Source organism: Shinella sp. JR1-6, from assembly GCF_004284735.1.
Taxonomy (GTDB): Bacteria; Pseudomonadota; Alphaproteobacteria; order Rhizobiales; family Rhizobiaceae; genus Shinella.
Genome location: NZ_SHMI01000006.1, coordinates 95,912 through 122,428, shown reverse-complemented (window position 1 = coordinate 122,428; position 26,517 = coordinate 95,912). Strand labels below are relative to the sequence as shown.

Annotated in this window: 31 protein-coding genes; 25 read left to right on the top strand and 6 right to left on the bottom strand. The window is 62.5% G+C overall.

What is annotated here, in order from left to right; all coding sequences use genetic code 11:
• The 9 genes from EXZ48_RS12890 to visR all read left to right on the top strand — a co-directional run bounded on the left by EXZ48_RS12890 (position 1) and on the right by visR (position 7,999).
• Positions 1-468: a chemotaxis protein CheW gene (locus tag EXZ48_RS12890; RefSeq protein ID WP_023513411.1), complete on the top strand. Its 468-nt coding sequence runs from the start codon at positions 1-3 to the stop codon at positions 466-468.
• A complete protein-coding gene (cheR, locus tag EXZ48_RS12885) occupies positions 465-1,370 on the top strand; it encodes a protein-glutamate O-methyltransferase CheR (RefSeq protein ID WP_023513412.1) in 906 nt (301 codons plus the stop codon). The genes EXZ48_RS12890 and cheR overlap by 4 nt, the downstream gene beginning before the upstream one ends.
• Positions 1,367-2,425: a protein-glutamate O-methylesterase CheB gene (gene cheB / locus EXZ48_RS12880; protein ID WP_037407012.1), complete on the top strand. Its 1,059-nt coding sequence runs from the start codon at positions 1,367-1,369 to the stop codon at positions 2,423-2,425. The genes cheR and cheB overlap by 4 nt, the downstream gene beginning before the upstream one ends.
• Positions 2,425-2,814: a response regulator gene (locus EXZ48_RS12875; protein ID WP_023514236.1), complete on the top strand. Its 390-nt coding sequence runs from the start codon at positions 2,425-2,427 to the stop codon at positions 2,812-2,814. Before cheB ends, EXZ48_RS12875 begins: the two co-directional genes overlap by 1 nt.
• Positions 2,811-3,365, top strand: a complete 555-nt coding sequence (cheD, locus tag EXZ48_RS12870; protein ID WP_023514235.1) for a chemoreceptor glutamine deamidase CheD — start codon at positions 2,811-2,813, stop codon at positions 3,363-3,365. Before EXZ48_RS12875 ends, cheD begins: the two co-directional genes overlap by 4 nt.
• A 96-nt stretch (positions 3,366-3,461) precedes the next feature.
• Positions 3,462-3,851: a hypothetical protein gene (locus tag EXZ48_RS12865; protein WP_023516890.1), complete on the top strand. Its 390-nt coding sequence runs from the start codon at positions 3,462-3,464 to the stop codon at positions 3,849-3,851.
• Between the two features lie 266 nt (positions 3,852-4,117).
• Positions 4,118-5,812 carry a flagellar basal-body MS-ring/collar protein FliF gene (gene fliF, locus EXZ48_RS12860; protein ID WP_023516891.1) on the top strand — a complete coding sequence of 565 codons (1,695 nt, stop codon included), beginning with the start codon at positions 4,118-4,120 and terminating at the stop codon, positions 5,810-5,812.
• A gap of 564 nt (positions 5,813-6,376) precedes the next feature.
• Positions 6,377-7,120, top strand: coding sequence for a transcriptional regulator VisN (gene visN, locus EXZ48_RS12855; RefSeq protein ID WP_088016503.1), 744 nt, complete (start codon positions 6,377-6,379; stop codon positions 7,118-7,120).
• Positions 7,121-7,255: 135 nt separating this feature from the next.
• The gene (visR, locus tag EXZ48_RS12850) at positions 7,256-7,999 is read left to right on the top strand and encodes a transcriptional regulator VisR (RefSeq protein ID WP_023517008.1); all 744 of its coding nucleotides are present in this window, start codon (positions 7,256-7,258) and stop codon (positions 7,997-7,999) included.
• A 179-nt stretch (positions 8,000-8,178) separates the two neighbouring features.
• On the opposite strand, the gene EXZ48_RS12845 is transcribed toward visR, so the two are convergent.
• The 6 genes from EXZ48_RS12845 to motA form a co-directional block, all read right to left on the bottom strand.
• The gene (locus EXZ48_RS12845) at positions 8,179-8,622 is read right to left on the bottom strand and encodes a hypothetical protein (RefSeq protein WP_024270512.1); all 444 of its coding nucleotides are present in this window, start codon (positions 8,620-8,622) and stop codon (positions 8,179-8,181) included.
• A 5-nt stretch (positions 8,623-8,627) separates the two neighbouring features.
• Positions 8,628-9,761, bottom strand: a complete 1,134-nt coding sequence (gene flhB, locus EXZ48_RS12840; protein WP_081870590.1) for a flagellar biosynthesis protein FlhB — start codon at positions 9,759-9,761, stop codon at positions 8,628-8,630.
• Between the two features lie 57 nt (positions 9,762-9,818).
• Positions 9,819-10,859: a flagellar motor switch protein FliG gene (gene fliG, locus EXZ48_RS12835; RefSeq protein ID WP_024270510.1), complete on the bottom strand. Its 1,041-nt coding sequence runs from the start codon at positions 10,857-10,859 to the stop codon at positions 9,819-9,821.
• Positions 10,860-10,889: 30 nt separating this feature from the next.
• Entirely contained in the window at positions 10,890-11,486 is a 597-nt protein-coding gene (gene fliN, locus EXZ48_RS12830; RefSeq protein ID WP_130516309.1) for a flagellar motor switch protein FliN, read from the bottom strand.
• Between the two features lie 62 nt (positions 11,487-11,548).
• Positions 11,549-12,460, bottom strand: a complete 912-nt coding sequence (locus EXZ48_RS12825; protein WP_037407022.1) for a FliM/FliN family flagellar motor switch protein — start codon at positions 12,458-12,460, stop codon at positions 11,549-11,551.
• Between the two features lie 39 nt (positions 12,461-12,499).
• Positions 12,500-13,372, bottom strand: a complete 873-nt coding sequence (gene motA, locus EXZ48_RS12820) for a flagellar motor stator protein MotA (protein WP_024270508.1) — start codon at positions 13,370-13,372, stop codon at positions 12,500-12,502.
• A gap of 172 nt (positions 13,373-13,544) precedes the next feature.
• On the opposite strand from motA, the gene EXZ48_RS12815 reads away from it, so the two are divergent.
• The 16 genes from EXZ48_RS12815 to EXZ48_RS12740 all read left to right on the top strand — a co-directional run bounded on the left by EXZ48_RS12815 (position 13,545) and on the right by EXZ48_RS12740 (position 26,439).
• The gene (locus tag EXZ48_RS12815) at positions 13,545-14,324 is read left to right on the top strand and encodes a DUF1217 domain-containing protein (protein WP_023516094.1); all 780 of its coding nucleotides are present in this window, start codon (positions 13,545-13,547) and stop codon (positions 14,322-14,324) included.
• Between the two features lies 1 nt (position 14,325).
• Positions 14,326-15,051, top strand: coding sequence for a flagellar basal-body rod protein FlgF (gene flgF, locus EXZ48_RS12810; protein ID WP_023516095.1), 726 nt, complete (start codon positions 14,326-14,328; stop codon positions 15,049-15,051).
• Positions 15,052-15,078: 27 nt separating this feature from the next.
• Positions 15,079-16,464, top strand: coding sequence for a flagellar protein export ATPase FliI (gene fliI / locus EXZ48_RS12805; protein ID WP_088016502.1), 1,386 nt, complete (start codon positions 15,079-15,081; stop codon positions 16,462-16,464).
• Positions 16,461-17,027 carry a hypothetical protein gene (locus tag EXZ48_RS12800; protein ID WP_050745459.1) on the top strand — a complete coding sequence of 189 codons (567 nt, stop codon included), beginning with the start codon at positions 16,461-16,463 and terminating at the stop codon, positions 17,025-17,027. Before fliI ends, EXZ48_RS12800 begins: the two co-directional genes overlap by 4 nt.
• A 310-nt stretch (positions 17,028-17,337) precedes the next feature.
• The gene (gene flgB, locus EXZ48_RS12795) at positions 17,338-17,721 is read left to right on the top strand and encodes a flagellar basal body rod protein FlgB (protein ID WP_024270507.1); all 384 of its coding nucleotides are present in this window, start codon (positions 17,338-17,340) and stop codon (positions 17,719-17,721) included.
• Positions 17,722-17,724: 3 nt separating this feature from the next.
• The gene (flgC, locus tag EXZ48_RS12790) at positions 17,725-18,144 is read left to right on the top strand and encodes a flagellar basal body rod protein FlgC (RefSeq protein WP_024270506.1); all 420 of its coding nucleotides are present in this window, start codon (positions 17,725-17,727) and stop codon (positions 18,142-18,144) included.
• A complete protein-coding gene (locus tag EXZ48_RS12785) occupies positions 18,141-18,479 on the top strand; it encodes a flagellar hook-basal body complex protein FliE (RefSeq protein WP_023516326.1) in 339 nt (112 codons plus the stop codon). The genes flgC and EXZ48_RS12785 overlap by 4 nt, the downstream gene beginning before the upstream one ends.
• 9 nt (positions 18,480-18,488) lie before the next feature.
• Positions 18,489-19,271, top strand: a complete 783-nt coding sequence (flgG, locus tag EXZ48_RS12780; protein WP_023516327.1) for a flagellar basal-body rod protein FlgG — start codon at positions 18,489-18,491, stop codon at positions 19,269-19,271.
• A 19-nt stretch (positions 19,272-19,290) separates the two neighbouring features.
• Entirely contained in the window at positions 19,291-19,800 is a 510-nt protein-coding gene (flgA, locus tag EXZ48_RS12775) for a flagellar basal body P-ring formation chaperone FlgA (protein ID WP_130516307.1), read from the top strand.
• Positions 19,800-20,912 (top strand): flagellar basal body P-ring protein FlgI, encoded by a 1,113-nt coding sequence (locus EXZ48_RS12770; protein ID WP_165909353.1) that lies wholly within the window; start codon positions 19,800-19,802, stop codon positions 20,910-20,912. The genes flgA and EXZ48_RS12770 overlap by 1 nt, the downstream gene beginning before the upstream one ends.
• Positions 20,909-21,457: a MotE family protein gene (locus EXZ48_RS12765; protein ID WP_050745456.1), complete on the top strand. Its 549-nt coding sequence runs from the start codon at positions 20,909-20,911 to the stop codon at positions 21,455-21,457. The genes EXZ48_RS12770 and EXZ48_RS12765 overlap by 4 nt, the downstream gene beginning before the upstream one ends.
• Entirely contained in the window at positions 21,454-22,164 is a 711-nt protein-coding gene (gene flgH / locus EXZ48_RS12760) for a flagellar basal body L-ring protein FlgH (RefSeq protein ID WP_023517384.1), read from the top strand. Before EXZ48_RS12765 ends, flgH begins: the two co-directional genes overlap by 4 nt.
• 29 nt (positions 22,165-22,193) lie before the next feature.
• Entirely contained in the window at positions 22,194-22,712 is a 519-nt protein-coding gene (fliL, locus tag EXZ48_RS12755; protein WP_130516303.1) for a flagellar basal body-associated protein FliL, read from the top strand.
• Positions 22,709-23,455, top strand: coding sequence for a flagellar type III secretion system pore protein FliP (gene fliP / locus EXZ48_RS12750; protein ID WP_024270504.1), 747 nt, complete (start codon positions 22,709-22,711; stop codon positions 23,453-23,455). Before fliL ends, fliP begins: the two co-directional genes overlap by 4 nt.
• Before the next feature lie 293 nt (positions 23,456-23,748).
• A complete protein-coding gene (locus EXZ48_RS12745) occupies positions 23,749-24,930 on the top strand; it encodes a flagellin (protein ID WP_130516301.1) in 1,182 nt (393 codons plus the stop codon).
• 327 nt (positions 24,931-25,257) lie between these two features.
• Positions 25,258-26,439 carry a flagellin gene (locus EXZ48_RS12740; RefSeq protein WP_024270502.1) on the top strand — a complete coding sequence of 394 codons (1,182 nt, stop codon included), beginning with the start codon at positions 25,258-25,260 and terminating at the stop codon, positions 26,437-26,439.
• Positions 26,440-26,517: the final 78 nt, after the last annotated feature.

Below are 26,517 nucleotides of genomic sequence, written 5' to 3'. Positions count from 1 at the left end.
ATGACGACGTACGCGGTAAAGAACCTTTCGCACGGACGTGAACTGATCGCCTTCAGGATCGGTGACCAGGAGTTCTGTGTAAACATCATGTCTGTCCGGGAGATCCGTGGATGGACCCCGGCGACGTCGATGCCGCATGCGCCGTCCTATGTGCTTGGCGTCATCAACCTGCGCGGCGCCGTGCTGCCGATCGTCGACCTGTCGCTGCGTCTTGGCATGAAGGCGGCCGAGCCGACCGTGCGGCATGTCATCATCGTCGCCCAGGTCGGGGCGAGGGTGGTGGGTCTGCTCGTGGATGCGGTCTCCGACATCCTGACTGTGACCGACGAAAACATGCAGCCGACGCCCGACATCGCCAACGAGGCGGCAAAGGCCTATGCCCGCGGCATCCTCGCCATCGAGGGGCGCATGATCTGCCTCATCGAACTCGACGCCCTGTTCCCGCATACGGAAAGTGAAGCCGCATGACCTATTCTTCGGCCATCGACACGCGGCAGTCTCCCGATGAGTGCCTGGCAAGCGGCGAATACCCGCTGACGCGCAAGGACCTTTCCGAGATTGCGGCGATGATTTATGCGGACGCCGGCATCTACCTCAACGAGACCAAGGCCTCGCTCGTCTATTCGCGCCTGTCGAAGCATATTCGCCAGCTCGGCCTGAAGGGTTTCCGGGAATATTGCGCGCTTGTTTCCTCGCCGGCCGGTGCCGGTCCGCGCAAGGAGATGCTGTCGCACCTGACGACCAACTTCACGCGCTTCTTTCGCGAGAACCACCATTTCGACCATCTGAAGAGCGAGGTCCTGCCGGATCTTCTTGCCCGCGCCCGAAATGGCGGCCGCGTGCGCATCTGGTCGGCGGCCTGTTCGGATGGGCAGGAGCCCTATTCGATCGCACTTACCGTGCTCTCACTGATGCCGAACGTCGCCGACTACGATTTCCGCATCCTCGCGACGGACATCGATCCGAAGATCCTCGCCATTGCCCGGGCCGGCGCCTACGACGCCAATGCGCTGGAAACGGTCAACCCCGCCATGCGCAAGCAGTTCTTCCGCGAAACGGATGCGGCCGGCCGGCAGAAGTGGCAGATCGACGACCGCGTCAAGCGGCTCATCACCTTCAACGAGCTGAACCTGATGGCCCAATGGCCGTTCAAGGGGCCGTTCGACGTCATCTTCTGCCGCAACGTCGTCATCTATTTCGACGAGCCGACACAGATGAAGATCTGGTCGCGCTTCGCCGGCATGCTGGGCGACAACGGCCACCTCTATATCGGCCATTCCGAGCGCGTCTCGGGCGAGGCGAAGAACCAGTTCGATAATATCGGTATCACAACCTACCGCTACACCGGCAAGCACAGGAGGAGCGTATGATGGCACCCGCGCGCGTACTCGTTGTCGACGATTCGCCGACCATGCGCGGCCTGATCACGGCCGTGCTCAATGCCGACCCGGACGTTAACGTCATCGGGCAGGCCGGCGACGCCATGGAAGCCCGCAACGCGATCAAGCAGCTCAATCCCGACGTCGTGACGCTGGATATCGAGATGCCGAACATGAACGGGCTCGAATTCCTCGACAAGATCATGAAGCTCCGGCCGATGCCGGTCATCATGGTCTCGACGCTCACCCATCGCGGTGCCGAAGCCTCGCTGATGGCGCTGGAGATCGGTGCGTTCGATTGCGTCGGCAAGCCGCAGCCGGGCGATGCCCGTCCCTTCGGCGACCTTGCCGAGAAGGTGAAGGCCGCCGCCCGCTCGCAGCGCCGCCAGGTCCGTACGGATGTGCCGCCGCTCGCGCCGACCGCTGCCAACGTCAATCCGGTCGCCGCCTACAAGCCCGGCCGGCGTGTGATCGCCATCGGTGCATCGACGGGTGGTGTGGAGGCACTGATCGCGGTGCTGCAGAAGTTCCCGGTCAACTGCCCGCCGACGGTGATCACGCAGCACATGCCGCCGACCTTCACCAAGAGCTTCGCCGACCGGCTGAACCGGCTCTGCGCTCCCGTGGTGCAGGAAGCGACGGACGGTGCGCGGCTCGAGATCGGCAAAATCTATCTGGCTCCCGGTGGTGAACGCCATCTCCAGATCGCCAACCCGCATGCGCCCTGCTGCCGGCTGGTGGAACGGGATCCGGTCAACGGCCACCGCCCTTCGGTGGATGTGCTGTTCGATTCGGTGGCCGAGCTTGCCGGCCGGAACGCCGTCGGCGTCATCCTCACCGGCATGGGCCGGGACGGGGCAAGCGGCCTGTTGAAAATGCGTCACGCAGGGGCGCGGACCATCGGCCAGAACGAAAAAACCTGCGTCGTATATGGAATGCCGAGAGTGGCTTTCGAGCTTGGCGCCGTAGAACACCAGTTTCCGCTCTCCTCCATCGGGGAGGAAGTCTTGAAAATAACTGCGGCCCGTAGAGAAGGGAGCGAATAATGTCTATCGCTGAAAAAATCAAAGTTCTTATCGTTGACGATCAGGTGACGAGCCGCCTGCTTCTGGGCGATGCCCTGCAGCAGCTGGGCTTCAAGCAGATCACGGCGGCCGGCGACGGCGCGCAGGGCATGGCCATCATGTCCCAGCAGCCGCACCATCTCGTCATCTCCGACTTCAACATGCCGAAGATGGACGGCATCGAGTTCCTTCAGGCGGTGCGGTCGAACCCCACCACCAAGAAGGCGGCCTTCATCATTCTCACCGCGCAGGGCGACCGTGCGCTGGTGCAGAAGGCGGCGGCCCTCGGTGCGAACAACGTCCTCGCCAAGCCGTTCACCATCGAGAAGATGAAGGCGGCCATCGAAGCCGTGTTCGGGGCATTGAAATGATATCAGACGCCGGGACGCGCCGCGTCCATGTCATTCAGGGCGAATACAAGGTCCTCAACGATCCGAATGTGGTGCTCACCACCATTCTCGGGTCCTGTGTGGCCGCCTGCATGCGCGACCCGGTCGTTGGCGTCGGGGGGATGAATCACTTCCTGCTCCCCGGCTCGGCCGAAGCCATGGCCTCGGGGGGTGACGCCACGCGCTACGGCGTGCACCTGATGGAGCTTCTGATCAACGGCCTCCTGAAGCAGGGCGCGCGGCGTGACCGGCTGGAGGCGAAGATCTTCGGCGGGGCGAGGACGATCGCGCGCTTCTCCAATGTCGGCGAGCAGAATGCGCGCTTTGCCCGGCAGTTCCTGATGGACGAAGGCATCAAGGTCGTTGGTGAAAGCACCGGCGGCGAGCACGGCCGGAAGCTGGAATACTGGCCGTCGAGCGGCCGGGCCCGGCAATATGCCCTGACGGGCGTCGAGACGCAGAAGACGGTGGCACTGGAGCAGCGGCCCGCACCCGTTGCCAAGCCTGTCGAAAGCTCGATCGAATTCTTCTGAGCGGCGGTTTCGTCGCAAGGGCGCGAAAGTACGAACAGTGTTGCGTAGCCGGCCGTCCCAGAGGGTGACGGCCTCGTACGGGGAAAAGGGTAATCCATGCAAGCCGAGTATCTGAGTGCAGTCCCTGCCATGGAGGAAGCCCTTCCGGATGTCCTGATGCGGATCGTGTCCGAACTGCACGATGTCGCCTATCTGATCGAACGCATCGAACCGCAGCTCGCCGGCATCCATGGCGATGCTGTGCTGGATGCTGCCGAGCGCATGATGGTGCTGCAGGGTATCGATCTTGCCGTGCAGAAGACGCGCGGGCTTGCCGAGTTCATCGACACCATCACTGCAAGCATTCCCGATAGCTGGATCGTCGATGTCACGACGGCGCTCAATCTGGTGAAACTTGCGGACATGCAGAAGGCGCTGAGCAACGGAATGCGCCACGGCCACTCCCAGCCGCTCGGCAAGGCTGCTGGCGATTTTGAGGCATTTTAGCCTATTTCCCAATATAATCAGAATGTTCGACGGCGCCCTCCAGGCGCCGTCTTTCGTTCTGCCGCTTTTGCCCGGCGCGCGGCAACGAAATGCTCGCGCAAGTTTCACGGTCTAGTCTCCAGCCCGGATCAGTTAGATCCGCGTATTCCATGGGGCAGGTCGGCGCGTGCGGAAATGTGCCGGCTCCGTCCCACGAGATTGAAAATGCGTCTGATCGTGCCGGCATGTTGGCCGGGGCCCAGGCGACTAGTCCGTGCGGGAACAGAATGAATCTGTTGGAACAGTTGACGAAAGTCTACAAGAACCTGGCTTCGCTGGGGCAGGCGAAACTCGCGATGCTGGCGGGAGCCGCCGTCGTCTCGATCGGTCTCGTGCTCGCCGCAGGGATCCTGGTCAACAAGCCCGCCTACGAGACGCTTTATGTCGGTCTGGAAAAGACCGATGCGAACCAGATCAGTCTGGCGCTCGCCGAAGCGAATATCGATTTCAACACTGGCACGGATGGATCGAGCATCGAGGTTCCGGTCGGCCAGACGGGCAAGGCGCGCCTCTATCTCGCCGAACGCGGCCTGCCGAACAGCGCCAACTCCGGCTACGAACTTTTCGACAAGGTCGGCTCTCTCGGCCTTACCTCGTTCATGCAGGAAGTAACGCGTGTCCGGGCGCTCGAAGGCGAGATTGCCCGCACCATCCAGCAGATCAGCGGCATCGCCGCCGCCCGCGTGCACATCGTCATGCCGGAGCGCGGCAACTTCCGCAAAGCCGAGCAGGTGCCGACCGCCTCCGTCATGATCCGTGCGAGCGCGCAGGCCGGCCGTGAATCGGCCGCCGCGATCCGCCACCTCGTCGCCGCCTCCGTTCCTGGCCTCGAGGTCGACGGCGTTACCATCCTCGATTCTGCCGGCCAGCTGCTCGCCTCCGGCGACGATGCCGAGAACGGCGCGATCAACCGTTCGCTGACGGCCGTACAGACCGTGCAGAGCGAAGTCGAGCGCAACATCGAAAAGGCGCTCGCGCCCTTCCTCGGCATGGACAACTTCCGCGCCAGCGTCACCGCGGCGCTCAACATGGATACCCAGCAGATCCAGGAGACGGTCTACGATCCGGAATCACGCGTCGAGCGCTCCGTCCGGGTGACGCGCGAAAGTCAGAAGTCGCAGCAGCAGGCCGACAACAAGGCCGCAACCGTCGAGCAGAACATTCCGCAGGGCGGCCCCCAGGGCGGTGCCAACGGTCCGCAGTCGAGTGACGAGGCCGACAAGAAGGAAGAGCAGACCAACTACGAGATCAACAGCAAGACCGTTGCCACCATGCGCAACAGCTACACGGTCGAGAAGCTGTCGGTCGCCGTCGTGGTCAATCGCGCCCGTGTCGCAGCCATGGTGGGCGAGCCGGCCGACCAGGCGAAGGTCGATGCCTATGTCGCGGAGATGCAGAAGATCGTCTCGTCCGCCGCAGGCCTCAATGCCGAGCGCGGCGACGTCATCACCATCACCGCCATGGAGTTCCTCGATCACCAGCTTCTCGACGAGGCGGTGGCAGGTCCCGGCATCATGGAAGTGCTGACGCGCAATCTCGGCGGCATCATCAACGCACTCGCCTTCCTCGGTGTCGCCTTCGTGGTGGTCTGGTTCGGCCTTCGTCCGGCGGTTCGCTCGGTCACGGGTGGCGGTGCCTCGGCCAATGCGCTGGACAGCGACATGGGTGGCCTCGAACTGCCCGACTTCTCTCCCGCCGCCGGCGCCGGCGGCCCCGGAGCGGCCCTCATGGATGGCTTCGGTGCGGACTTCGGCTTCGACAGCACGGACGACCTGCTCAATGCCGGCGACGATGGCGACGGTGCCTTCAACCGTCGTGTCAAGGAAGGTCCGGAGCGCCGCCTCGGCCGCATGGTCGAGATCAGCGAGGAGCGCGCTGCGAAGATCCTGCGCAAGTGGTCGGCCGAGAAGGAAGCAGCCTGAACAGGGCACTCGGAAGGAACAGCAACGCGGCCGGAAACGGCCGCGTTTTCGTTTGCGCCGAAAAACGGCGATGTCCGTTTTTGACGCCCGCCTGTCGCTTTTCGGCAACGCTCATTCAGTCCCGTTGCAGCAAATTTGTCGTGTTGGCACCGGTGCCGCATGCGCTTGCGCTCACGGGCGCGTGATAGGTGAAAAAAATTCATCGCCGCTCCGGTTGAGTGATTGGGCGCTGGATCGCAATTTTTCCACGAATTAGCAGCGTCTTTCTCTGCGGTGTCGATCGCAGTGTGCCAATAATTAATGGTTAACAATGGCTTAACCCCTCGTCTCATGCCGGCCGCCGGAAAGCAAATCATCTTGCATGTGCAGACTCACAGAAGCCGGCAAAAGTAAATCCCGAGAAGATGGCGGTGGTTTTTAGCGATAGCCGATGTACACTTTAGTTACTGATTCGCTTGGTGATTCTTGCCGATGCGGCCTGACCGGGAAGGGGTTCGGACGGTTCCGAACCTTTGACGGGAAGGAGGCATGGATCTCCGTTCGGAATCGGAACAGGGGGCTATCATGGAAACGATCCGGTCGGATGTCGCGGCCTGGGAATCCTATGGATTCTCTGCCGAGACGGGTGAGCGTAAGAGTGCGCGTGAACTTTTGGTTCAACACCTGGGACGCTGTGCGGATCGCGCCGGCTTGTCCTGCGGTCTGAGGGCGCTGACCGACTATGTCAGCGCCTCCCACTACCTTCTCGTCCGGCACGACATCTCGCCCGAAGCGGGCATGGAGACGGTCGTCGCCTCGGACTGGCCTTTCGACTTGGTGCGCAGCATCGCCGGCGCCGTCGTCGCCAGCCAGTCCCGCATGAGCGAACTCGACAAGTGCCTCAGCCTGCTGAAACCTTGTTTCAATCACATGGCTGACGATATTGCCATGCCGAGCGGCGTCAGCCGCGAATACTGCGTCATCGCCTTCCAGGTCGGCCGGGTGCGCATGTCGCTCCTGCTGCTCTTCCCGGAGCATTTCATCCTCTCCCAAAGCAAGTTGCGCGATGTCGGCGTCATGACCGGCTATTTCGCCAGCGTCTGCTGCCAGGGGGTGATCGCCCGGCACGATCGCGAGATGGACCTGACCGAGCGCGAGATCGAGTGCCTCTACTGGATCGCCGAAGGCAAGACGAGCGACGAAATCGCCGTCATCCTCGGTATTTCGCGCAACACGATCAACAACTACATCACCAGCGTGATGCGCAAGACCGCGACAAAGACGCGGTCGGAAGCGATCGCCTGGGCCGTTCGAAACAGCCTCGTCTAGACGCATTTCCGGTCGAAGCAGCACGGCTTCGGCTCTGGACAATGCGGCAAGACAACATGCCGTCGCGATTACAGCAAGGCGCTTGAGCGGTTCTGCGTCCGGAACGGCGCAGAACAAACAGACAGGAGAACTGCCATGGACATCCAGCTTTCCTCCCCCGCTGTCCTGGAGACGGAAATTCGCCTCGCGCGTCCACCGAAGGCGGCACGGGCATCCGATTTCGTTTCCCGGCTGCAGGTGATGCAGACGGTCATCGGTGCGGAGCATTTCGCGGTGCTCCGTCTCAGCGGCCATGGTCTGCCGGCAGCCCGCAAGTTGACCCTGTCGCTACACAACTGGGCGCAAAATGTGGATGGCAACGCGCGTGCGCTTCTCGAAGCACACGGTGCTGCCATGCTGGCCCATCTTGAGGCCTCGATGCTGCCGCTGCTCTGGGAAGGGGCCGGCGACAACCAGTTCGCCGAATCGGGAGCCGAACCCTTCACGGCGCGCCTTCCCGCGCGGCTGCTGCCCTGGTCGGGCATCGCCTTTCCCGTCCGGCTCGGCGCTCATGGCAACGGCTATGTCGTCTTCACAGGCACCTTCATCGCTCCGTCCAGCGATCTCATCGTCGACATGCACATGAAGAGCTGCCAGGTGCTCATCGACATGCTGGCCGGGGAAGAGCGGAAGCTTGCCCCTTCCGAAGCGCTCAGCGAGCGCGAGATCGCCTGCCTTCAGATGGCCGGCGACGGCTGCATCTCCGAGGCGATCGCCGAGAAGATGGGCCTTTCCGTGCATACCGTGAACGCCTATCTCGGCACGGCGACGACCAAGCTCGATGCCGTCAACCGCATCCAGGCGATCGCCAAGGCCATCCGGCTTGGATATATTACTTGAAGAAGCGGGCGGCGAAGTGGCCGAGCCGCCGTTGAACTCCCGGGCGCTTTCTCTTCGTTGTGCTTGGGCTTGCCCTGAGCCTCCACCCCTGTGCGCAAGGCACGGTTCCTCGGCTCAAGACCGAGGATGAGTTGAGTGCGCTTTCGCGATTCGAAGAAAAGCGGAGAGACTCCGAACGCTCAATGAGCGTGCTGCGAGCCTGAATTGGACTTCACGTACTTCGCCTCCGCCAGGCTCTTGCGCAAGAAATCCGTATTGTCGTCAGGATCGGCGGACGGGTTGTTGAACGCCACGTGCGTGACCTCCACGCCGGCCTTGTCCTTCTGGAGCATCAGCTTGGCATAGACCGTCACGCCCTGCGGGCGCAGTTCCATGTCGAGCGTCACTTCCGGCTCGGTGTCCCAGTCGAGACGATAATCGCCGCCGGCACCGAAATTCACGGTGCCTGGCAAGAAATAGAGTTCAGCCGCCGAAGAGACCAGGTCGGCGAGGTTCCCGTAGCACTCGAAACGCAACAACGAGACGAGATCGGCGGCATCGAGCAGGCGAAGCTCAGTGGCGACCGGGCAGATTGCTTCTGCAACAATCTTCTCGCGCTCGGCGGAGTAGGTGCATTTTCTCATCGGATCTAGTTTACCCGTCTGGTCTGGGGCGAAGCTGCGTAAACCCGGTGAATCAGCTCCGCCACGGCTTTGTAGAACACCGGCGGAATGACACTATCCACCGAGACTTGCGCAAACATTGAGCGTGCGAGCGGCGGGTCTTCGAAAACCGGTATTCCGTTCTCCTCGGCGATCTCACGAATCTTCAGTGCGACGAGGTCCTGGCCCTTTGCGACGATCACCGGGGCATCGCCCTCCTCGCGTACGTAGCGCAGTGCAACGGCGAAGTGGGTCGGGTTGGCGATGACGAGCGTGGCGCGCGGCACGGCCGTGATCATGCGGCGCCGTGCGCGGTCGCGCTGGATCGAGCGCATGCGGGCCTTCACGATCGGGTCGCCCTGCGACTGTTTCATTTCCTCCTTCACTTCCTGTTTCGTCATCATCAGCTCTGAAAACCAGTGATGACGCGTCCAGGCGAAGTCGATGCCGGCGATCAGCGCGGTGGCGAAAAGGATGATCAGCAGCACTTTGTTGATGTCGGACGTCATCATGTAGACGAGCGCGGCCGGCTCGGAAAACATGGTGTCGAGCGAGGCGAAGTAGTCGCCGCGCATGGCGAATGCCACGACCAGCGAGACGATGAGGATCTTGATCAGCGACTTGCCGAACTCGACGAGGCCCTGCTTGCCGAAGAGGCGGCTGAGGCCCTTCATCGGACTGAGGCGGGAGATCTGCGGGCGCACGCGCTCCATGACCGGGCTCGGCAGGTTCTGCAGAACCGAGGAGGCGATGCCGAAGAGCATCATCATCGCGAGAATGGGCAGAAGCATCGCACCGGCTTCCCAGCCCAGGTGGCGGAAGATGGCGATGACGTCGGTGCCGGTCTTGAGGTTCCAGGCCTCCGGCTGCTCGAAGAAGTCGCGCAGCGTTTCGTTCATGCGGGAAACGCCGCCCGGCATGAAGAAGACGAGAAAGAGATAGATCGCGAGCGTCGAGGCGAAGATGGTGATCTCGCGCGAAAAGGGTGTGTTGCCCTTCTCCATCGCGTCGCGAATCTTCTTCTCGGTCGGAAGTTCTGTTTTACTGTCCTTGTCGTCGTCCGACACGTCGCGCTCCCGGGCCGTCGAGGGCGGCCAAAAACAAACGGCCCGAACCCCCATTCTGGAGATTCGGGCCGCAGATACGCTCCGCCTGTGGCGCTACCGTGTCAAGGAGGATCAGGCCGCCTGGCGCTCCTCGTCCTTTTCCTTCAACTGGATTTGTCCGGCCGCGGCGAGACGGATGGCTTCCTGCGTGATCGAGCGGCGGGCGATCGCCACTTCGCGCGGGTTGACGCCCTGGTCGCCGGCCGCAAGATCGGATTCGATCATGCGGCGCTGGCGTGCGCCGATCGACGAGAGGACCGATTCGCGCAGTTCCATCGAGGCACCGCGCAGCGCCGCCGTGATGATGTCGCCGGAAACGTCGTTGAACAGCGACACGCGGCTTCTCTGCGGCATGTAGAGCACGTCTTCGAAGAGGAAGATCTTCGGACGGACCTTCTTGACCGATTCGGTGGAGACCGTTTCGAGCGAGGCGAGCATTTCGTCGACCTGCGACTTCTCCAGCTCGTTCATGAGGTCTGCGACCTTGTTCGAACCGATCGAATTGCGTTCGGCGTCCAGCGCGTTGATCATTTCGATGACGCGTGCCTCGACGATCGCGGTCGCCTTCGGGCTCGCATCCTTCAGATTGACGGTGCGGTTGATGATGTCCGCGCGGTGATCGTCCGGGATTTCCAGAAGCACCTTGGCGCCGAAGGCCGAGGGCATCATGGAGAGGATGTAGGCGATGGTCTGCGGGTGCTCGTTGAGCAGGAACTTTGCCACGAAGACCGGATCCGCATCCTGCAGGCGGTCCCAGATGGTCGTCTCGTAGGCCTGGAAGGCGGCGCGACGGCCGAGCAGGCCGTCCACTTCGTCCGGCGTCAGGCCCTCTTCGAGAATGCCTTCCATCATCTTGGCATTGTCCATCAGGCCGGCCCCTTCGGTGAAGAGGTCCTCGAACTCGTTGACGAGATCGATCAGCTCATGGGGCGGGATGGCGCGCAGGTTCTGCGCAGCGGCGATAATCGCCTGAAGTTCGCTCTGTGTGAAATATTTCAAGAGCTTGCCGGCAACACCCTTGCCCATGGCGAGAAGCACGGCTGCCGCCTTCTCGACCTGCGACAGCGGTGCACCGACCGCAGTGGAGGTGCCGAAATTTTCGAAATCCATCATGGATCCATCCCCCTGAGACCTCAACCGGTATCAGACTTTGCGTGTACTCTTCACTTCGATGAGCTTGACCCCGAAGCGGGTGTCGTCGTTTTCAAGAACGGTGATCTCGCCGCGGCCGATGACGCGACCGTTGACCATGACCTCGACGGGTTCGCCGATGCGGCGGTCCAGCGCGATCGTGGCGCCCTCGGAAAGGTTCATGAGGCTGGAGACCTGCATCTGCGAGGAGCCGAGCACGATCTGCAGATCGATCGGGATATCCATGATGAGGTCGAGATTGGACTGCAATGCGCTGCCCGGCCGTGCGGCTTCGCCCGGCTCGGCGCCGAAGTCGCTGCCGCCGAAATCGGTTCCGCCACCGAAATCCGAACCGCCGAAGCTGGCGCCAGCGCCGGCGCCGAAATCCGGGGTGGTCGCGCCACCGCCGAAGTCCGAGGAGCCGAAATCGCCGCCGAAGGCGGCCAGCGGGTCGTTGTCGACGGTCGCCGGAAGGTCGGCGGCAAATCCGCCGGAAGTATCTTTCTGAAGAACGCCGCGCAGGTCGTCGATCGCCTGCTCCAGTTCCTGGTCGCCTGCATTGAGGGAAGACGTCATGTCGTCAACGATGGGTGTTTTCTTCGATGCCATAAGACCACTATTCCATTCGAAACTTGCCCGAGGCGTGCCGCCAGGCAGGCATCATGCCCAAACTATCCGATGAGGTGCTGGAGGATGTCTTCCTCCGAGCCGTATGTATCCTTGACGCGAACCGTGTAGCGGGCGCCGGAGCGGCCGAATTCGCAGACATAGAGGTTGCGGCCGTTCGCATTGACCTCCACGCGAACGTCGCCGGCCTCGTTGAACGGGATGATGTCACCTGCCTGCAGGCGGCTGATCGTGTCGAGCGTCTGCGCTTCCAGGCGGATGCGCGCCTCGAGCGACACCTTGGAGCGGCGGACCTGCTCGCCGAGCTGCTCGCTCCACTCGACGCGGGTCTTCGGCGCATTGGCAGGCTTCGGCGCGGTGATGTTCGATTTCAGGAGAACGGCTTGCGGCACGATGACGTGGAAGGTCGAAAGCACCGGGCCGATGCCAACGGCCATGTTGACCATGGCGACGAAGGCCTCGTCCGTACCGTCCTCGCAGGCCTTGCGGGTTTCCACATTGTGCGCCGGGCCAAGGAAGGGTTCAAATCCGTTGGCGCCCATGACCGCGGACTTCAGAACGCCGGAAATCCGGTCGAACATCATCGCCGCAAGGTCGAGCTCGATCTTGGAGAGCGGGCGCGGTTCCGGGTCGTCGATCGCATCGCTGACGGCGCCAAGCATGTTCTCGACCAGCGTGATGATCATCGGGCTGTCGCAGATCAGCGTGAATCGATCGCACCAGTTGCGCAGCGACGCGTCGCAGCAGGCCATGGCACCGCCGAGGCCTTCGACCAGCGGGCCGTATTTGCCCGTCGCAAACCCCGCATAGGAGACCGCAACTTCGAAACCGAGTTCGTTTTCCAGCATGTCCGGCAGGAATTCGGCGAAGACGTCGCCGAGGCTGGCGCAGAGCTTGGAGATTGTCGCCTGGTCGCCGAGCCGGCCGGTGAGGCGGGCGAGAACGATCGGGTCCATGGCTGAAGGGGCTTCGGTCACGCGTGCATCCTTCATCTCTTAGGCCGCCTTCGAACCGCCGCCGGGATTCATCATTTCCTGTTCCACCGCGTCGATCGACGGGCGCTCGTAGGAGGAGATGGTCTTGCGGCCATATTCCAGCGCCACCTGCGGCACGGAGCCGTTCATGTAGGCGAGCAGCGTCTGCTTGACGATGATGTAGAGGCGGTTCTGCTTTTCGCGCACCACCTTGATGTTGGTGATGATCGGCGTGACGATCGAATAGGACAGGAACACCCCGAGCAGCGTGCCGACGAGGGCGGCGGCGATCTTGCCGCCGAGCACTTCCGGGCTCTCGTTGATGGCGCCCATGGCCTTGATAACGCCGAGAACGGCGGCGACGATGCCGATGGCCGGGAAGGCGTCGCCCATCGTGCCAAGCGCATGATAGGGTTTCATCTTGTCGCGGGTGATTGTCTGGATTTCCTCGTCCATCAGCGCCTCGATCTCGTGGCTGCGGGCATTGCCGATGATGATGAGGCGGACGTAGTCGCAGATGAAGGCGGTCAGTTCCTTGTTGGCGAGCACCGTCGGGGCGGACTGGAAGATCGGCGATTCGGCCGGATTGTCGATATGCGCCTCGATCTCGTTGCGCGACTTGGTGCGCAGGTCCCGCATCAGGCTGTAGAGCACGCCGAGCGTATCGAGGTAGTGGCGCTCCTTCGGAACCTTGTGCTTGAAGGCCTCGCCGAGCGCCTTTCCGGTCTCCTTGATCACCTTCATCGTGTTGGCCACGATGAAGCCGCCGATCCCGGCGCCGCCGATGATCAGGAGTTCGAAGGGCTGGTTCAGCACTTCCAGATGACCACCCATGGCCATGTAGCCGCCAAGGACGCAGCCGAAGGTAACGATTAGACCGATAATGATGTTCATGAGCGCAGGTGTCCCGACACAATTCTGACCGTTCCGGAAATACGGTTCCAGCCTTGCGTGAAGCTGTACCTAACGGCAGGTTTACCGATCAGGTTCGCGCAAGCAAAAGCCGCGAGGATCATGGTTCAAAACGGGCATTCATGCCCTCCCGAACCTTGATCGGCGGCCCATCGTGACGACCACCTATACGAGCTACAAGCTGATTACCGCAGACCTCCAGACGTCGCTGAAGCGCGTTTCGGAGCAGCCGGACGTCAAGCGCGAGACGGAATACTATCTCGCCAAGATCGGCAGCGTGAAGTCGGTCGACGATTTCTTCGCCGATGCCAGGCTCTATAACTACGCGATGAAGGCGCACGGGCTGGAGGACATGGCCTATGCCAAGGCCTTCATGCGCAAGGTGCTGACGGAAGGCGTGGACGACAAGGCGGCTTTCGCCAACCAGCTCTCGGACACGCGCTACAAGGAGCTGGCGCAGTCGCTGAACTTCGCCAGACACGGTGAGGTTGCCACCACCTTCGAGCGTGCGCAGAAGGGCGTCGTCGACAAATATACCCGCCAGACGCTGGAGGTCAGCGCCGGCGAGGACAATACCGGCGTGCGGCTCGCGCTCTACTTCGAGCGTATGGCAACTTCCATCACATCGGGTTACTCGATCATCGCCGATGATGCGCTGGCGCAGGTCGTGCGCACCGCGCTGCAGCTTCCGGCAGAATTTGCGGCCACCGATATCGACCGGCAGGCGGAATTTTACGAGGACGTGCTCAATCTCGAGGACTTCAAGGACACCTCGAAGGTCGGCAAGTTCCTCGAGCGCTTCACTTCCATGTGGGAACTGGAAAACCCGTCGGGCAGCTATGACCCGATGACCGCTTTCCAGCCGTCGAGCCTGACAGGCATTTCGACGGATCTCCTCATTTCCATCAACAATCTGAAACTCGGAGGTCGCTGACGTGCAGACCGGACTCTATGTATCGCTTTCGTCCCAGCTTGCGCTCGACCGCCGCCTGACGACGCTGGCCGACAACGTCGCGAACTCGACGACGGTCGGCTTCCGCGCCACGGAAATAAAGTTCAACCAGGTCGTCAGCGACCAGAAGGTCGCCGACGTCGCCTTCGTGTCGCAGGGCAACGAGTTCCTCTCCACGCGTAGCGGCGGCATGACCGAGACGGGCGGCACGCTCGACTTCGCCATCAAGGGCGATGCCTGGTTCCAGGTGCAGACGCCTTCCGGCCCGACGCTGACGCGCGACGGTCGCTTCACGGTGACGGATGCCGGCGAGCTCGTCACCCTCAACGGTTATGCCGTGCTCGATGCCGGCGGCGGACCGATCCAGCTCGATCTCGCCAATGGTCCGATCCTGCTCAGCGCCGACGGCCAACTCAACCAGAACGGCCAGCCCATCGCCGCACTCGGCCTGTTCCAGGCAGACCTTTCCGGCGGCTTCGTGCGCGCCGGCAACAGCGGCATCATCACCAACATCCCGCCGGAACCGGTCGTCGATCGCATCGATGCCGGTGTGGTGCAGGGCTACATCGAGGAATCCAACGTCAATGCCATCGGCGAGATGACGCAGCTGATCCAGGTCACGCGCGCCTTCGAAAGCGTCGCCTCGCTGATGCGCGACTCAGAAGAATCGCTGAAGGAAGCCATCCGCACCTTCGGCGGAAACCGGTAAGCGCCCATGAGTTCGGCACAGGACGGCATGAGCAGCGAAACGGGCAGGGCCGGCGGCAAGCTGAATGCGCTGGCAGGCCTCGTCAAACGGTACTCCTCCCCGGAATTCTCCGTGGCGCATGGCGGCCATGTCCAGACCATTGCGGCCGGGAACTACACGGTCAGCGGCCTGTCGCGCCATGTGCGGCTCGGCGAGTTCGTCGCGCATCGCAGCCCGACCGGCATCCATCTCGGCGAGGTCGTCCGCGTCGAACCAGAGACGGTCGTCGTCTGCCCGATCGAGCCGGGCGAGCCGATCGGCATCCACGACGTGGTCATCCGCAAGGGCGCGTTCCGCGTCGCGCCGACATCGGACTGGTGCGGTCGTACGATCAATGCGCTCGGCGAGCCGATCGATGGACTGGGCCCGCTCGTCCAGGGCGGCGTGCGGCGCTCGATTTCCAATTCCGCCCCGCCCTCGATGACGCGCAAGCGTGTCGAGACGGGGTTTTCCACCGGCGTGCGCGCGGTCGATATCTTCGCCCCGCTCTGCCTCGGCCAGCGCCTCGGCATCTTCGCCGGCTCGGGTGTCGGCAAGTCGACGCTGCTCTCGATGCTGGCGCGGGCCGATGCCTTCGACAAGGTGGTCATTGCGCTGGTCGGCGAACGCGGCCGCGAAGTGCGCGAATTCATCGAGGACACGCTGGGCGACAACCTGGCGAAATCCGTCGCGGTCGTCGCGACCAGTGACGAAAGCCCGATGCTGCGCAAGATGGCGCCGCTGACCGCCGTGACGATCGCCGAACACTATCGCGACCAGGGCGACAACGTGCTCCTGATCATCGACAGCGTGACGCGCTTCGCCCATGCGATCCGCGAGGTGGCGACGGCCTCCGGCGAACCGCCGATCGCCCGCGGCTATCCTGCCTCCGTCTTCACCGAGCTGCCGCGCCTTCTGGAGCGGGCCGGGCCGGGTGCGGAGGGCGCGGGCACGATCACGGCGATCATCTCGATCCTCGTCGACGGCGACAACCACAACGACCCGATCGCCGATTCGACGCGCGGTATCCTCGATGGTCATATCGTGTTGGAGCGAAGCCTTGCCGAAGAGGGCCGCTATCCGCCGATCAACCCGCTCGCCTCGATCTCGCGTCTTGCCCGCAAGGCCTGGACGCCGGACCAGGAGCGGCTGGTCGCACGGCTGAAGGCGCTGATCCATCGCTTCGAGGAAACGCGCGACCTGCGCCTCATCGGCGGCTACCGGCCGGGAGCCGATCCCGATCTCGACATGGCGATCAAGCAAGTGCCGATCATCTATGAGGTTCTGAAACAGACGCCGGGCGAACGGCCTGCCGGCGATGCATTCTCCGATCTTGCCACGGCGCTGAAGAATGCGGCCGGGCAGGGCGGTGCGCCGGCAACGAGAAGGGGATGACAGTGACGGATTTCGACGCGGACCAGACCATTCAGCCGATGAAGCGCGCGGAAAAGGGACGCTATTCGACGGGCGACAAGCTGTTGGTGGGCACGGGCGTGCTGCTCGCCGCCATGGCGGCCTTCTTCCCGTGGTATGTCTTCCTGAACCCGGAAAAATTCTCCGTGCCGGCGCTCTGGGAGGGCACGACGCGCGACCTGCCGGAAACGGCGGCAAAGGAAGTTATGAGCGTTTCGCCCGCCGCCATGGTGGACGACGACAACGATCCGGGGCTGGAAAGCCTCGACCCGGTCTCGACGGCCACCGCGCCCAGCGTCGGCGAGAAGGACAAGGCGCTCGGCACACCGGTCGAAACTGGCCTCGACCAGCCGCTGCCGGCCTCGTCCGGCTTTCGGCTGATGCATGTGGCGAACGGTCGGGCGCTGATCGAGGATGCCAGCGGCATGTACATCGTGCGCGTCGGCTCGATCCTGCCGGACAACAGCCGTCTTGCGACCCTCGAACAGCGCGACGGCGCGTGGGTCATCGTCACCTCGAACGGCGACATCATCAAGCGCAACTGACGAACCTCCGCGGGCAAGGCGATTGCTCGTGGCTTTGCCCTCACCCTAGCCCTCTTCCCGCAAGCGGGAGAGGAGGCTTGCCGCCTCGAGCGGGTGTTGGGTTGAGGAAACCGGTACGGCATATCCCTTCGCCCCACCTGCGGGGAGAAGGTGGCCGGCAGGCCGGATGAGGGCGCGCGCCCCGCGCGTATGCGAAAGACGCAGCACTTATTCTCCCGCAAATTCAGCAGGTTGCCGATAAACCGCCGCGCAGCAAGTCTGACGCAAGATTGGCTCCGTAGGTTCGCCATGAACAAGGATGGAGCTTGTCATGCAACCGATACAACTGTTTGAACTGGCCTCGAAACAAGCCGAATGGCTATCCGTCCGCCAGAGTGTGGTTGCAGGCAACATCGCCAACGCCAACACCCCCGCTTTCAAGGCGAAGGACGTCACGCCCTTTCAGGCGGTGCTCGAAACGACGGGCATCCGCATGGCGGCGACCCAGCCGGGCCATCTCACCGATGGCGGCGAGATGGCGAGCCGCGTCGTCGAAACCAAGCCCACCGACGGGATCGGCGTGCAGGAGTCCGGCAACACGGTCGGCCTTGCCGAGGAACTCATGAAAGAGGGCCAGGTCAAGCGTGAGTTCGAGTTGAATGCCGGCCTCGTTAAGGCCTTTCATCGCATGATGCTGATGACAGTCAGAAGGTAAAAAATGGATCCGCTCTTAGCTTCACTGAAAGTCGCGGCCTCGGGACTTGAGGCGCAATCCACCCGTATCCGCATCGTCTCGGAGAACCTGGCGAACGCCCGTTCGACCGGCGACGTCCCCGGTGCCGATCCCTTTCGCCGCAAGACGGTGACCTTTGCGGCCGAACTCGACCGGGCGTCCGGTGCCTCGCTCGTCGAGGTCGAACGCCTCGGCTTCGACGAGGGCGAGTTCTCGACGGAGTACGATCCCGGCAACCCGGCGGCCAATGCCGAGGGCATCGTCAAGATGCCGAACGTCAACATGCTGATCGAAATGGCCGACATGCGGGAAGCCAATCGTTCCTATGAAGCCAACCTGCAGAGCATCAAGCAGTCGCGTGACCTGATCTCGGCGACCATCGACCTCCTGAGGGCCTCGCAATGATCGAAAGCGTAAAGGGCGTCGGTTCGCTCTTCTCCACAAACGCCCTCTCGGGCGTCACCACCGAGACGTCCAATTCGGTTTCCGCCTCTGGTGCGGCCGTGCAGGGAACGGGAACCCAGATGAGCTTCGCCCAGGTGATGGGTGACATGGCGACCGATATGACCAACGCGCTGAAACTCAGCGAGACCAAGTCATTCGAAGCCATCCAGGGCAAGGCGACGACCCGCGAAGTGGTCGATGCCGTCATGAGTGCCGAGCAGACGCTGCAGACCGCGATCGCCATCCGCGACAAGGTCGTCACCGCCTATCTCGAAGTCGCAAGAATGCAGATCTGAGGACCGGACATGAAAGCCCTTGCCATCGCCGCCACAGGCATGAACGCGCAGCAGACCAACCTTGAAGTCATCGCGAACAACATCGCGAACATCAACACGACCGGCTTCAAGCGCGCCCGCGCCGAATTCTCCGACCTGCTCTACCAGACCGAACGCGCCGCCGGCGTGCCGAACCGTGCCAACCAGGCAGTGGTGCCGGAAGGTGCCATCATCGGCCTCGGCGTCAAGACGGCCGCCATCCGCAACCTGCATCTCCAGGGCGGCCTGACGAGCACGGGCAATTCTTTCGACCTCGCGCTGATCGGCCGTGGATGGTTCCAGATCGAGGCCGCAGACGGGTCGACGCTCTACACCCGCGCCGGCGCCTTCAACACCAATGCCGAAGGCCAGCTCGTCACCCTCGACGGCTATACGGTCGTGCCGGGCATCAACGTGCCGCAGGATGCGACAGAGATTACCGTCAGCAAGTCCGGCCAGGTTTATGCGACGGTCGGCGGCGAGCAGCAGGAACTCGGCCAGATCACGCTGGCGAATTTCGTCAACGAAGCCGGTCTCGAGCCGCTCGGCGAAAACCTCTTCCGCGAAACCGCTGCCTCCGGCCCGGCCAATGTCGGCGCGCCTGACGAAGCGGGCTTCGCCTATATCCAGCAGAACTACCTCGAAGCCTCCAACGTCGATCCGGTCAAGGAAATCACTGATCTGATCTCCGCCCAGCGCGCCTATGAGATGAACTCCAAGATCATCCAGGCCGCGGACGAAATGGCGGCCGTGGTCAGCAAGAACCTGAGATAACACCCAACACGCGGGGAACATGATGTTTCGCCTGAAAGCAGCTCTTCGGAGTGGAAAGACCCTGTCAGCCCGGTGGCGCGCGGCCCTCGTCGCGCCCGCCGCGCTCGTCGGTCTTCTCGTGGCCGATGCGGCTCTGGCCGATGTGCGCACCGCCGTCGTGCCCAAGCGCATCATCTATCCCGGCGAGGAGATCCAGGCGGGGCAGCTCGAGGTGGTCGAGGTGACCAACCCGAACATCGTCAAGGGATTTGCCGAGAGCATCTCCGACGTCAACGGGCTCATCACCAAGCGCACCCTGTTGCCCGGCCGCGTCATCCTCGTCTCGGCCCTGCGTGAACCTTTTCTCGTGAACCGTGGCACCACCGTGCAGATGATCTTCGACGATGGCTCGCTCGTCATCCGCACCAACGGCACGCCTCTGCAGGATGCCGCTGTCGGCGAACTCATCCGGGTCCGCAACAAGGATTCGGGCGTGATCGTCTCCGGCACGGTCATGGCGGACGGAACCGTGCATGTGGTGGCGAAATGATGCGTGATCTATTCTCCCGTGCCCTTGCCGTCCTCGCCTGCCTCATGCTGGCAGCCGGGCCGGCGTTGCCGGCAGCCCGCATCAAGGATGTCGCCTCGCTGCAGGCCGGCCGCGACAACCAGCTGATCGGCTACGGCCTCGTCGTCGGCCTCCAGGGTACGGGCGACAGCATGCGGTCCTCGCCCTTCACGGAACAGTCCATGCGGGCGATGCTGCAGAATCTCGGCATCTCCATGGTTGGCACCCAGACGCGCGCCAAGAATATCGCGGCCGTGCTCGTCACCGCCAACCTGCCGCCCTTCGCGAGCCCCGGCAGCCGCATCGACGTGACCGTCGGTTCGCTCGGCGATGCCTCGTCGCTGCGTGGCGGCACGCTTGTCATGACCTCGCTCTCCGGCGCCGACGGCCAGATCTACGCAGTCGCGCAGGGTTCGATCGTCGTCACCGGCATCAGCGCCGGTGGTGAGGCCGCCACGGTGCAGCAGGGCGTCACCACGGCCGGCCGCGTACCGAACGGCGCGATCATCGAGCGTGAGCTTCCCTCGCGCTTCAAGGACAGCTCCGATCTCGTGCTGCAGCTGCGCAACCCCGATTTCTCCACGTCCGTCGGCATGGCGGACGCGATCAACCGCTATGCGGCCGCGCAGTACGGGTCGCCGATCGCCGAGTCGCGCGATTCGCAGTCGGTCTACGTTTCCAAGCCGAAGATGGCGGATCTCTCCCGCCTGATGGCCGATATCGAGAACCTCGTCATCGAGACCGATGCGCCCGCGCGTGTCGTCGTCAACGAGCGTACCGGGACGATCGTTATCGGCCAGGACGTCCGCATCTCACCTGTCGCGGTAAGCTACGGAACGTTGACCGTGCAGATCAACGAAATGCCGAAGGTCGTGCAGCCGGAACCCTTCTCCAGAGGCGAGACCGCGATCGAGCCGAGCACGGACATCCTCGTCCAGCAGGATGGCGGCACGGTCGCCCTGCTCGACGGTTCGAGCCTGCGCTCGCTGGTCACCGGTCTCAACAGTATCGGCGTCAAGCCGGACGGTATCATCTCCATCCTGCAGAGCATCAAGACCGCAGGCGCCCTCCAGGCAGAACTGGTACTGCAATGACCGATGTCACGACTCTTACTGCCGTGAAGACGCTGGCGCGCAAGCTCGCACTGCCGCTGGCCGGCTTCGTGCTCATGGCCATTCCCGGCGCCTTCGCCGAGGAGCGTCCCGTCATCATGACGACCAAGGCGACCGCCGACGAGATCCGCGAGTTCTGCACGAATATCGCAGACGCTGCGCGCGACCAGCGCTACCTGCTTCAGAAGCAGGAACTGGAAAACCTCCAGAAGGATATCGACGCGCGCATCAAGACGCTGGAAACCCGTCGCGCCGAATACGAGGACTGGCTGAACCGTCGCAACAACTTCCTCAAGACGGCCGAGGGCGGGCTCGTCGAGATCTATCGCAAGATGAAGCCTGACGCCGCGGCTGCGCAGCTTGCCGAAATCAATCCGGAGATCGCCTCGGCGATCGTCATGAAGCTGCCGCCGCGCCAGTCGAGCACCATTCTGGCTGAAATGCCGGCCGACAAGGCTGCGCTGCTCACCCGTCTCATCGCCATTGCGGGCGATCCGAATACGTCAAAGGCAAAGGATCCGTCATGAAGAAGATCGCCTCCGCACTCGCCGTGGCGCTCACGCTTTCGAGCTGCACGAGCCAGGCCATCGACGAAATCGGCAGGGCTCCCTCGATGAGCCCGATCGGCAGCGGCCTCAACTACGCGGAAACGCCGCAGATGGCCATGTATCCCAAGCAGCCGCGCACCGCGGTCGCCGGCTATTCGATCTGGAGCGACCAGCAGTCTGCGCTCTTCAAGGATTCGCGCGCCTTCAAGGTCGGCGACATCCTGACCGTCAACATCCGCGTCAACGATCGCGCCACGTTCGACAACAAGACCGACCGTTCGCGTACCAACAAAAGCGGCATGAACTTCGGTTTCGGCGGCTCGGGCAACAATTTCAAGGTCGATACGGAAGCCGACCTTAAATACGGCTCCTCGACCAGCACCAAGGGCGACGGCTCGACGGAACGGTCCGAGCGACTGAACCTGCTCGTTGCCGCTGTCGTGACGGGCGTCATCGAGAACGGCAATCTCCTGATCAGCGGTTCGCAGGAAGTGCGCGTCAACCACGAGCTGCGCATCCTCAACGTCGCCGGCATCGTGCGCCCGCAGGATGTCGATGCCGACAACCAGATCGCCTACGAGCGCATTGCGGAAGCCCGCATCTCCTATGGTGGCCGTGGTCGTCTGACCGAAGTGCAGCAGCCGCCATGGGGCCAGCAGGCCGTCGACCTGCTCTCGCCGCTTTGACCAAGCCCTGACAAGACTGGAAGACGAACATGGCGGACGAAGACGAGGTCGTCGCGGAAAAGAAGAAGCCGACCCTGGTCATCACCATTGCGGCCATTGCCGTGCTGACGCTGCTCGCGGCTGGTGGCGGCTGGCTGGTGGGCAACATGCTGGCCCCGCCGCCCGCCGAAAAGCCGGCGGAAGAGGTGGCGAAGGCGGAAGCCGGCGGCGAGGGAGGTGCGGAAGGCGAGGCGGCGCAGGAAGTGCCGCATATCTCGACCGAGGCCAACGGCATCGTGCTGCTCGACCCGATCACCAGCAACCTCGCCTATCCCTCGGACAACCGCATCCGCCTCGAAGTGGCGCTGATGTTCAAGGGCGTGCCCGACGTCAAGCTGGCCGAGGAAATCCACCAGGACATCATGGCCTACATGCGCACGGTCTCGCTGCAGCAGGTGCAGGGGCCGCGCGGGTTCCAATATCTCCGGGAAGACCTGCAGGAGCGGGTTGACCTTCGGTCCGAAGGGCGCGTAACCAACGTCATGTTCCGGACCTTTGTGATCGAATGATTCGAGCCCTTCTGACCTTCGTCGCCATGATGGCGATGACCGGCGTGGCCTACGCCCAGCAGCAATTGCAGCTGCCGGGTGATTTGCTGAACGCGCAGGTCGACGGGTCGGTCGCCTCTTGGATCATCCGCACTTTCGGCCTGCTCACCGTGCTTTCGGTGGCGCCCGGCATCCTCATCATGGTGACGAGCTTTCCGCGCTTCGTCATCGCGTTCTCGATCCTTCGTTCCGGCATGGGCCTCGCCACGACGCCCTCCAACATGATCCTCGTCTCGCTGGCGCTGTTCATGACCTTCTACGTCATGGCTCCGACCTTCGACCGGGCCTGGCAGAACGGCGTGGAACCGCTGATCGCCAACCAGATCGACGAGACGGAGGCGGCCAAGCGCATCGCCGAACCTTTCCGAGAGTTCATGGTCGCCAATACCCGTGACAAGGACCTCGAACTCTTCATCTCGCTTGCGGAAGAGCGCGGCCAGACGGTCGTCGAAAACAACGTCGCGGACCTGCGCGTCGTCATCCCGGCCTTCATGATCTCGGAAATCCGCCGCGGCTTCGAGATCGGTTTCCTCGTCGTGCTGCCTTTTCTCGTCATCGACATGATCGTTGCCACCATCACCATGGCCATGGGTATGATGATGTTGCCGCCGACCTCGATCTCGCTGCCCTTCAAGATCCTGTTCTTCGTCCTCATCGACGGCTGGAACCTGCTCGTTGGCAGCCTGGTCCGCTCCTTCAGCTAAAGTATTCCGGCAGTAAAATCGCGTGGCCGTCCTGGCGTTGCTCAGGCGCGTCAGCTTTTCTTAACCATAAAATTTTACCAGCGGTTAACCATACTTGGCGGTCGCTCGAAAGCACTTTGTCGATTTAAGGAGTTGGCAATGATTGGCTGCGAGTTTTGCTCAGACACGACGGGTTTGGTATCCCTTCAGATCCCTGGAGAAACCGAGTTGGCATGATGCCGAACCGCCGTAACCGGTAAAGTTTTCAGTCCGGTATGTCCCCCACCAGTATTATGTTCAAAGGGACAACGATAATGACGAGCATTCTCACCAACGCAGCAGCCATGTCTGCCCTCCAGACGCTGCGCTCCATCAACAGCGGCATGGAAGAAACGCAGGCGCGCGTATCTTCGGGCCTGCGCGTCGGTAGCGCGTCCGACAACGCTGCTTACTGGTCGATCGCGACCACCATGCGCTCCGACAACATGGCGCTCTCCGCCGTTCAGGACGCTCTCGGCCTTGGTGCCGCCAAGGTTGACACCGCCTATGCCGGTATGAATTCCTCGATCGAAGTCGTCAAGGAAATCAAGAAGAAGCTGGTAACGGCAACGGAAGATGGCGTTGACAAGGTCAAGATCCAGGAAGAAATCACCCAGCTGCAGCAGCAGCTCGTGAGCATCTCGGATGCTGCCTCCTTCTCCGGCGAAAACTGGCTGAAGGCGAATGTCGGCGACAACACGAGTGTCGTTGCATCCTTCGTTCGTGATGCCAGCGGCAACGTTTCGGTCAAGAAGGTCGACTACGCCCTCGACGCTTCGACGGTTCTGTTCGACGCAACCGGCGGCAAAGCTGGTATCCTCGACCGCGAGACCTCGATCGACGGCAACGGTATTGCAGTCAACGTCAACATCGGCGGCACGACGAGCACCTACAACGTGGTCCGTTACACGACCGCCGAGGTAATCGCCGACAACGCAGCATTCGACGCTGGCGGCGACGTTGCAGTTGGCGGTACGGCCGGTCGCCCCGGCTACGTCAAGGTTGCTGACGATACCTGGGTAGAAGCGATCGACCAGTCCGGCGCGACGGATCACGAGATCTTCGCAACGGATAGCGGCGGTGCCGTATGGGCCATCGACGCAACGAAGCTGGCGACGTCCACCATTCCGGATGCGACGGTTTCGGGCTTCACGATCACCGCTGCAACGACGGGTCCCGAACTCGACGACCTGATCCAGATGGTCGACACGGCGCTCGAAGACATGACCAGCGCGGCTGCTGACCTCGGCTCGCTCGGCATGCGCATCGACCTCCAGGACGAGTTCGTTTCCAAGCTCACGGAATCCATCGACAAGGGCGTTGGTCGCCTGGTCGACGCCGACATGAACGAAGAATCGACCCGCCTGAAGGCGCTGCAGACGCAGCAGCAGCTGGCCATCCAGTCGCTGTCGATCGCCAACAGCTCGTCGCAGAACATCCTGTCGCTCTTCCGTTAATCGGCAAGCACATGGGAATGACGAACGGGGGCTGACCGTTCGATCAAACACCTCGATAAGGCCGCTCCCGAAAGGGGGCGGCCTTATCGTTTTTTTAACCCTTTTCTGGCACGCGCGTGCGCGCGAAGGTTGTAAAAAAACTCCACCTGCCCCCGAATTTCTGCGCCGCTTAGGAAAGCTTTAACCATGTTGGCATTAGCTAAGGCCATCGAAGCGGCAAACTGATCTTTGAAAAATCAAGGATTTAGTGGGCATGATGCTGACTGCCGCTCCCGGTGAAACCCGGAATGTCCCTTATCGTTCAGCCAATCAGGGGCAAGTACTCTTATGACGAGCATTCTTACCAACGTTGCGGCCATGTCCGCGCTCCAGACCTTGCGCTCCATCAGCAGCAGCATGGAAGAAACGCAGGCGCGCGTATCTTCGGGCCTGCGCGTCGGTAGCGCGTCCGACAACGCCGCTTACTGGTCGATCGCGACCACCATGCGCTCCGACAACATGGCACTCTCCGCCGTTCAGGACGCCCTCGGCCTTGGTGCCGCCAAGGTTGATACCGCCTATGCCGGTATGAATTCCTCGGTCGAAGTCGTCAAGGAAATCAAGAAGAAGCTGGTCGCCGCCACGGAAGACGGCGTCGACAAGGACAAGATCCAGGAAGAAATCACCCAGCTGCAGCAGCAGCTCGTCAGCATCTCCGATGCTGCCTCCTTCTCCGGCGAAAACTGGCTGAAGGCGGATGTCGGTACCAAAACGAGCGTCGTTGCGTCGTTCGTTCGTGATGCCAGCGGCAATGTGTCGGTGAAGAAGGTCGACTACGACCTAGACGCGACCACGGTCCTGTTCGACTCGACCGGCGGCAAGCAGGGTATCCTCGACCGCGAAACCGCCATTGACGGCAACGGCGTGGCCGTCAACGTCAACATCGGTGGTACGACCGACACCTACAATGTCATTCGCTACACGACCGCTGAGGTCATCGCAGACGGTGCGACGTTTGACTCCCTCGGTGTCGTGGCTTCTGGCGGCACGAACGGTTTTGCCGGCTACGTCAAGGTCGCCGATGATACGTGGGTTGCTGCGGTTGATCAGTCCGGTGCAACGGACCACGAGATTTTCGCGACGGACAGCGGCGGTGCTGTGTGGGCCATCGACGAAACGCAGACGGCGACCTCCACCATTCCGGACGCCACCGTTTCCGGCTTCACGATCACCAACACCACCACTGGTGCCGAACTCGACGACCTGATCCAGATGGTCGACACGGCGCTCGAAGACATGACCAGCGCGGCCGCCGACCTCGGTTCGCTCGGCATGCGCATCGATCTCCAGGAAGAGTTCGTCTCCAAGCTGACGGAATCCATCGACAAGGGTATCGGCCGTCTGGTTGACGCCGACATGAACGAAGAGTCGACCCGCCTGAAGGCGCTGCAGACGCAGCAGCAGCTGGGCATCCAGTCGCTGTCGATCGCCAACTCGGCTTCGGAAAGCATCCTCACGCTCTTCCGTTAATCGGAAGACGACAGGACGTTTCACGGTTCCCAGGAGGCCCCGGACTATCCGGGGCCTTCTTTCGTTTGGCTGGTCCGC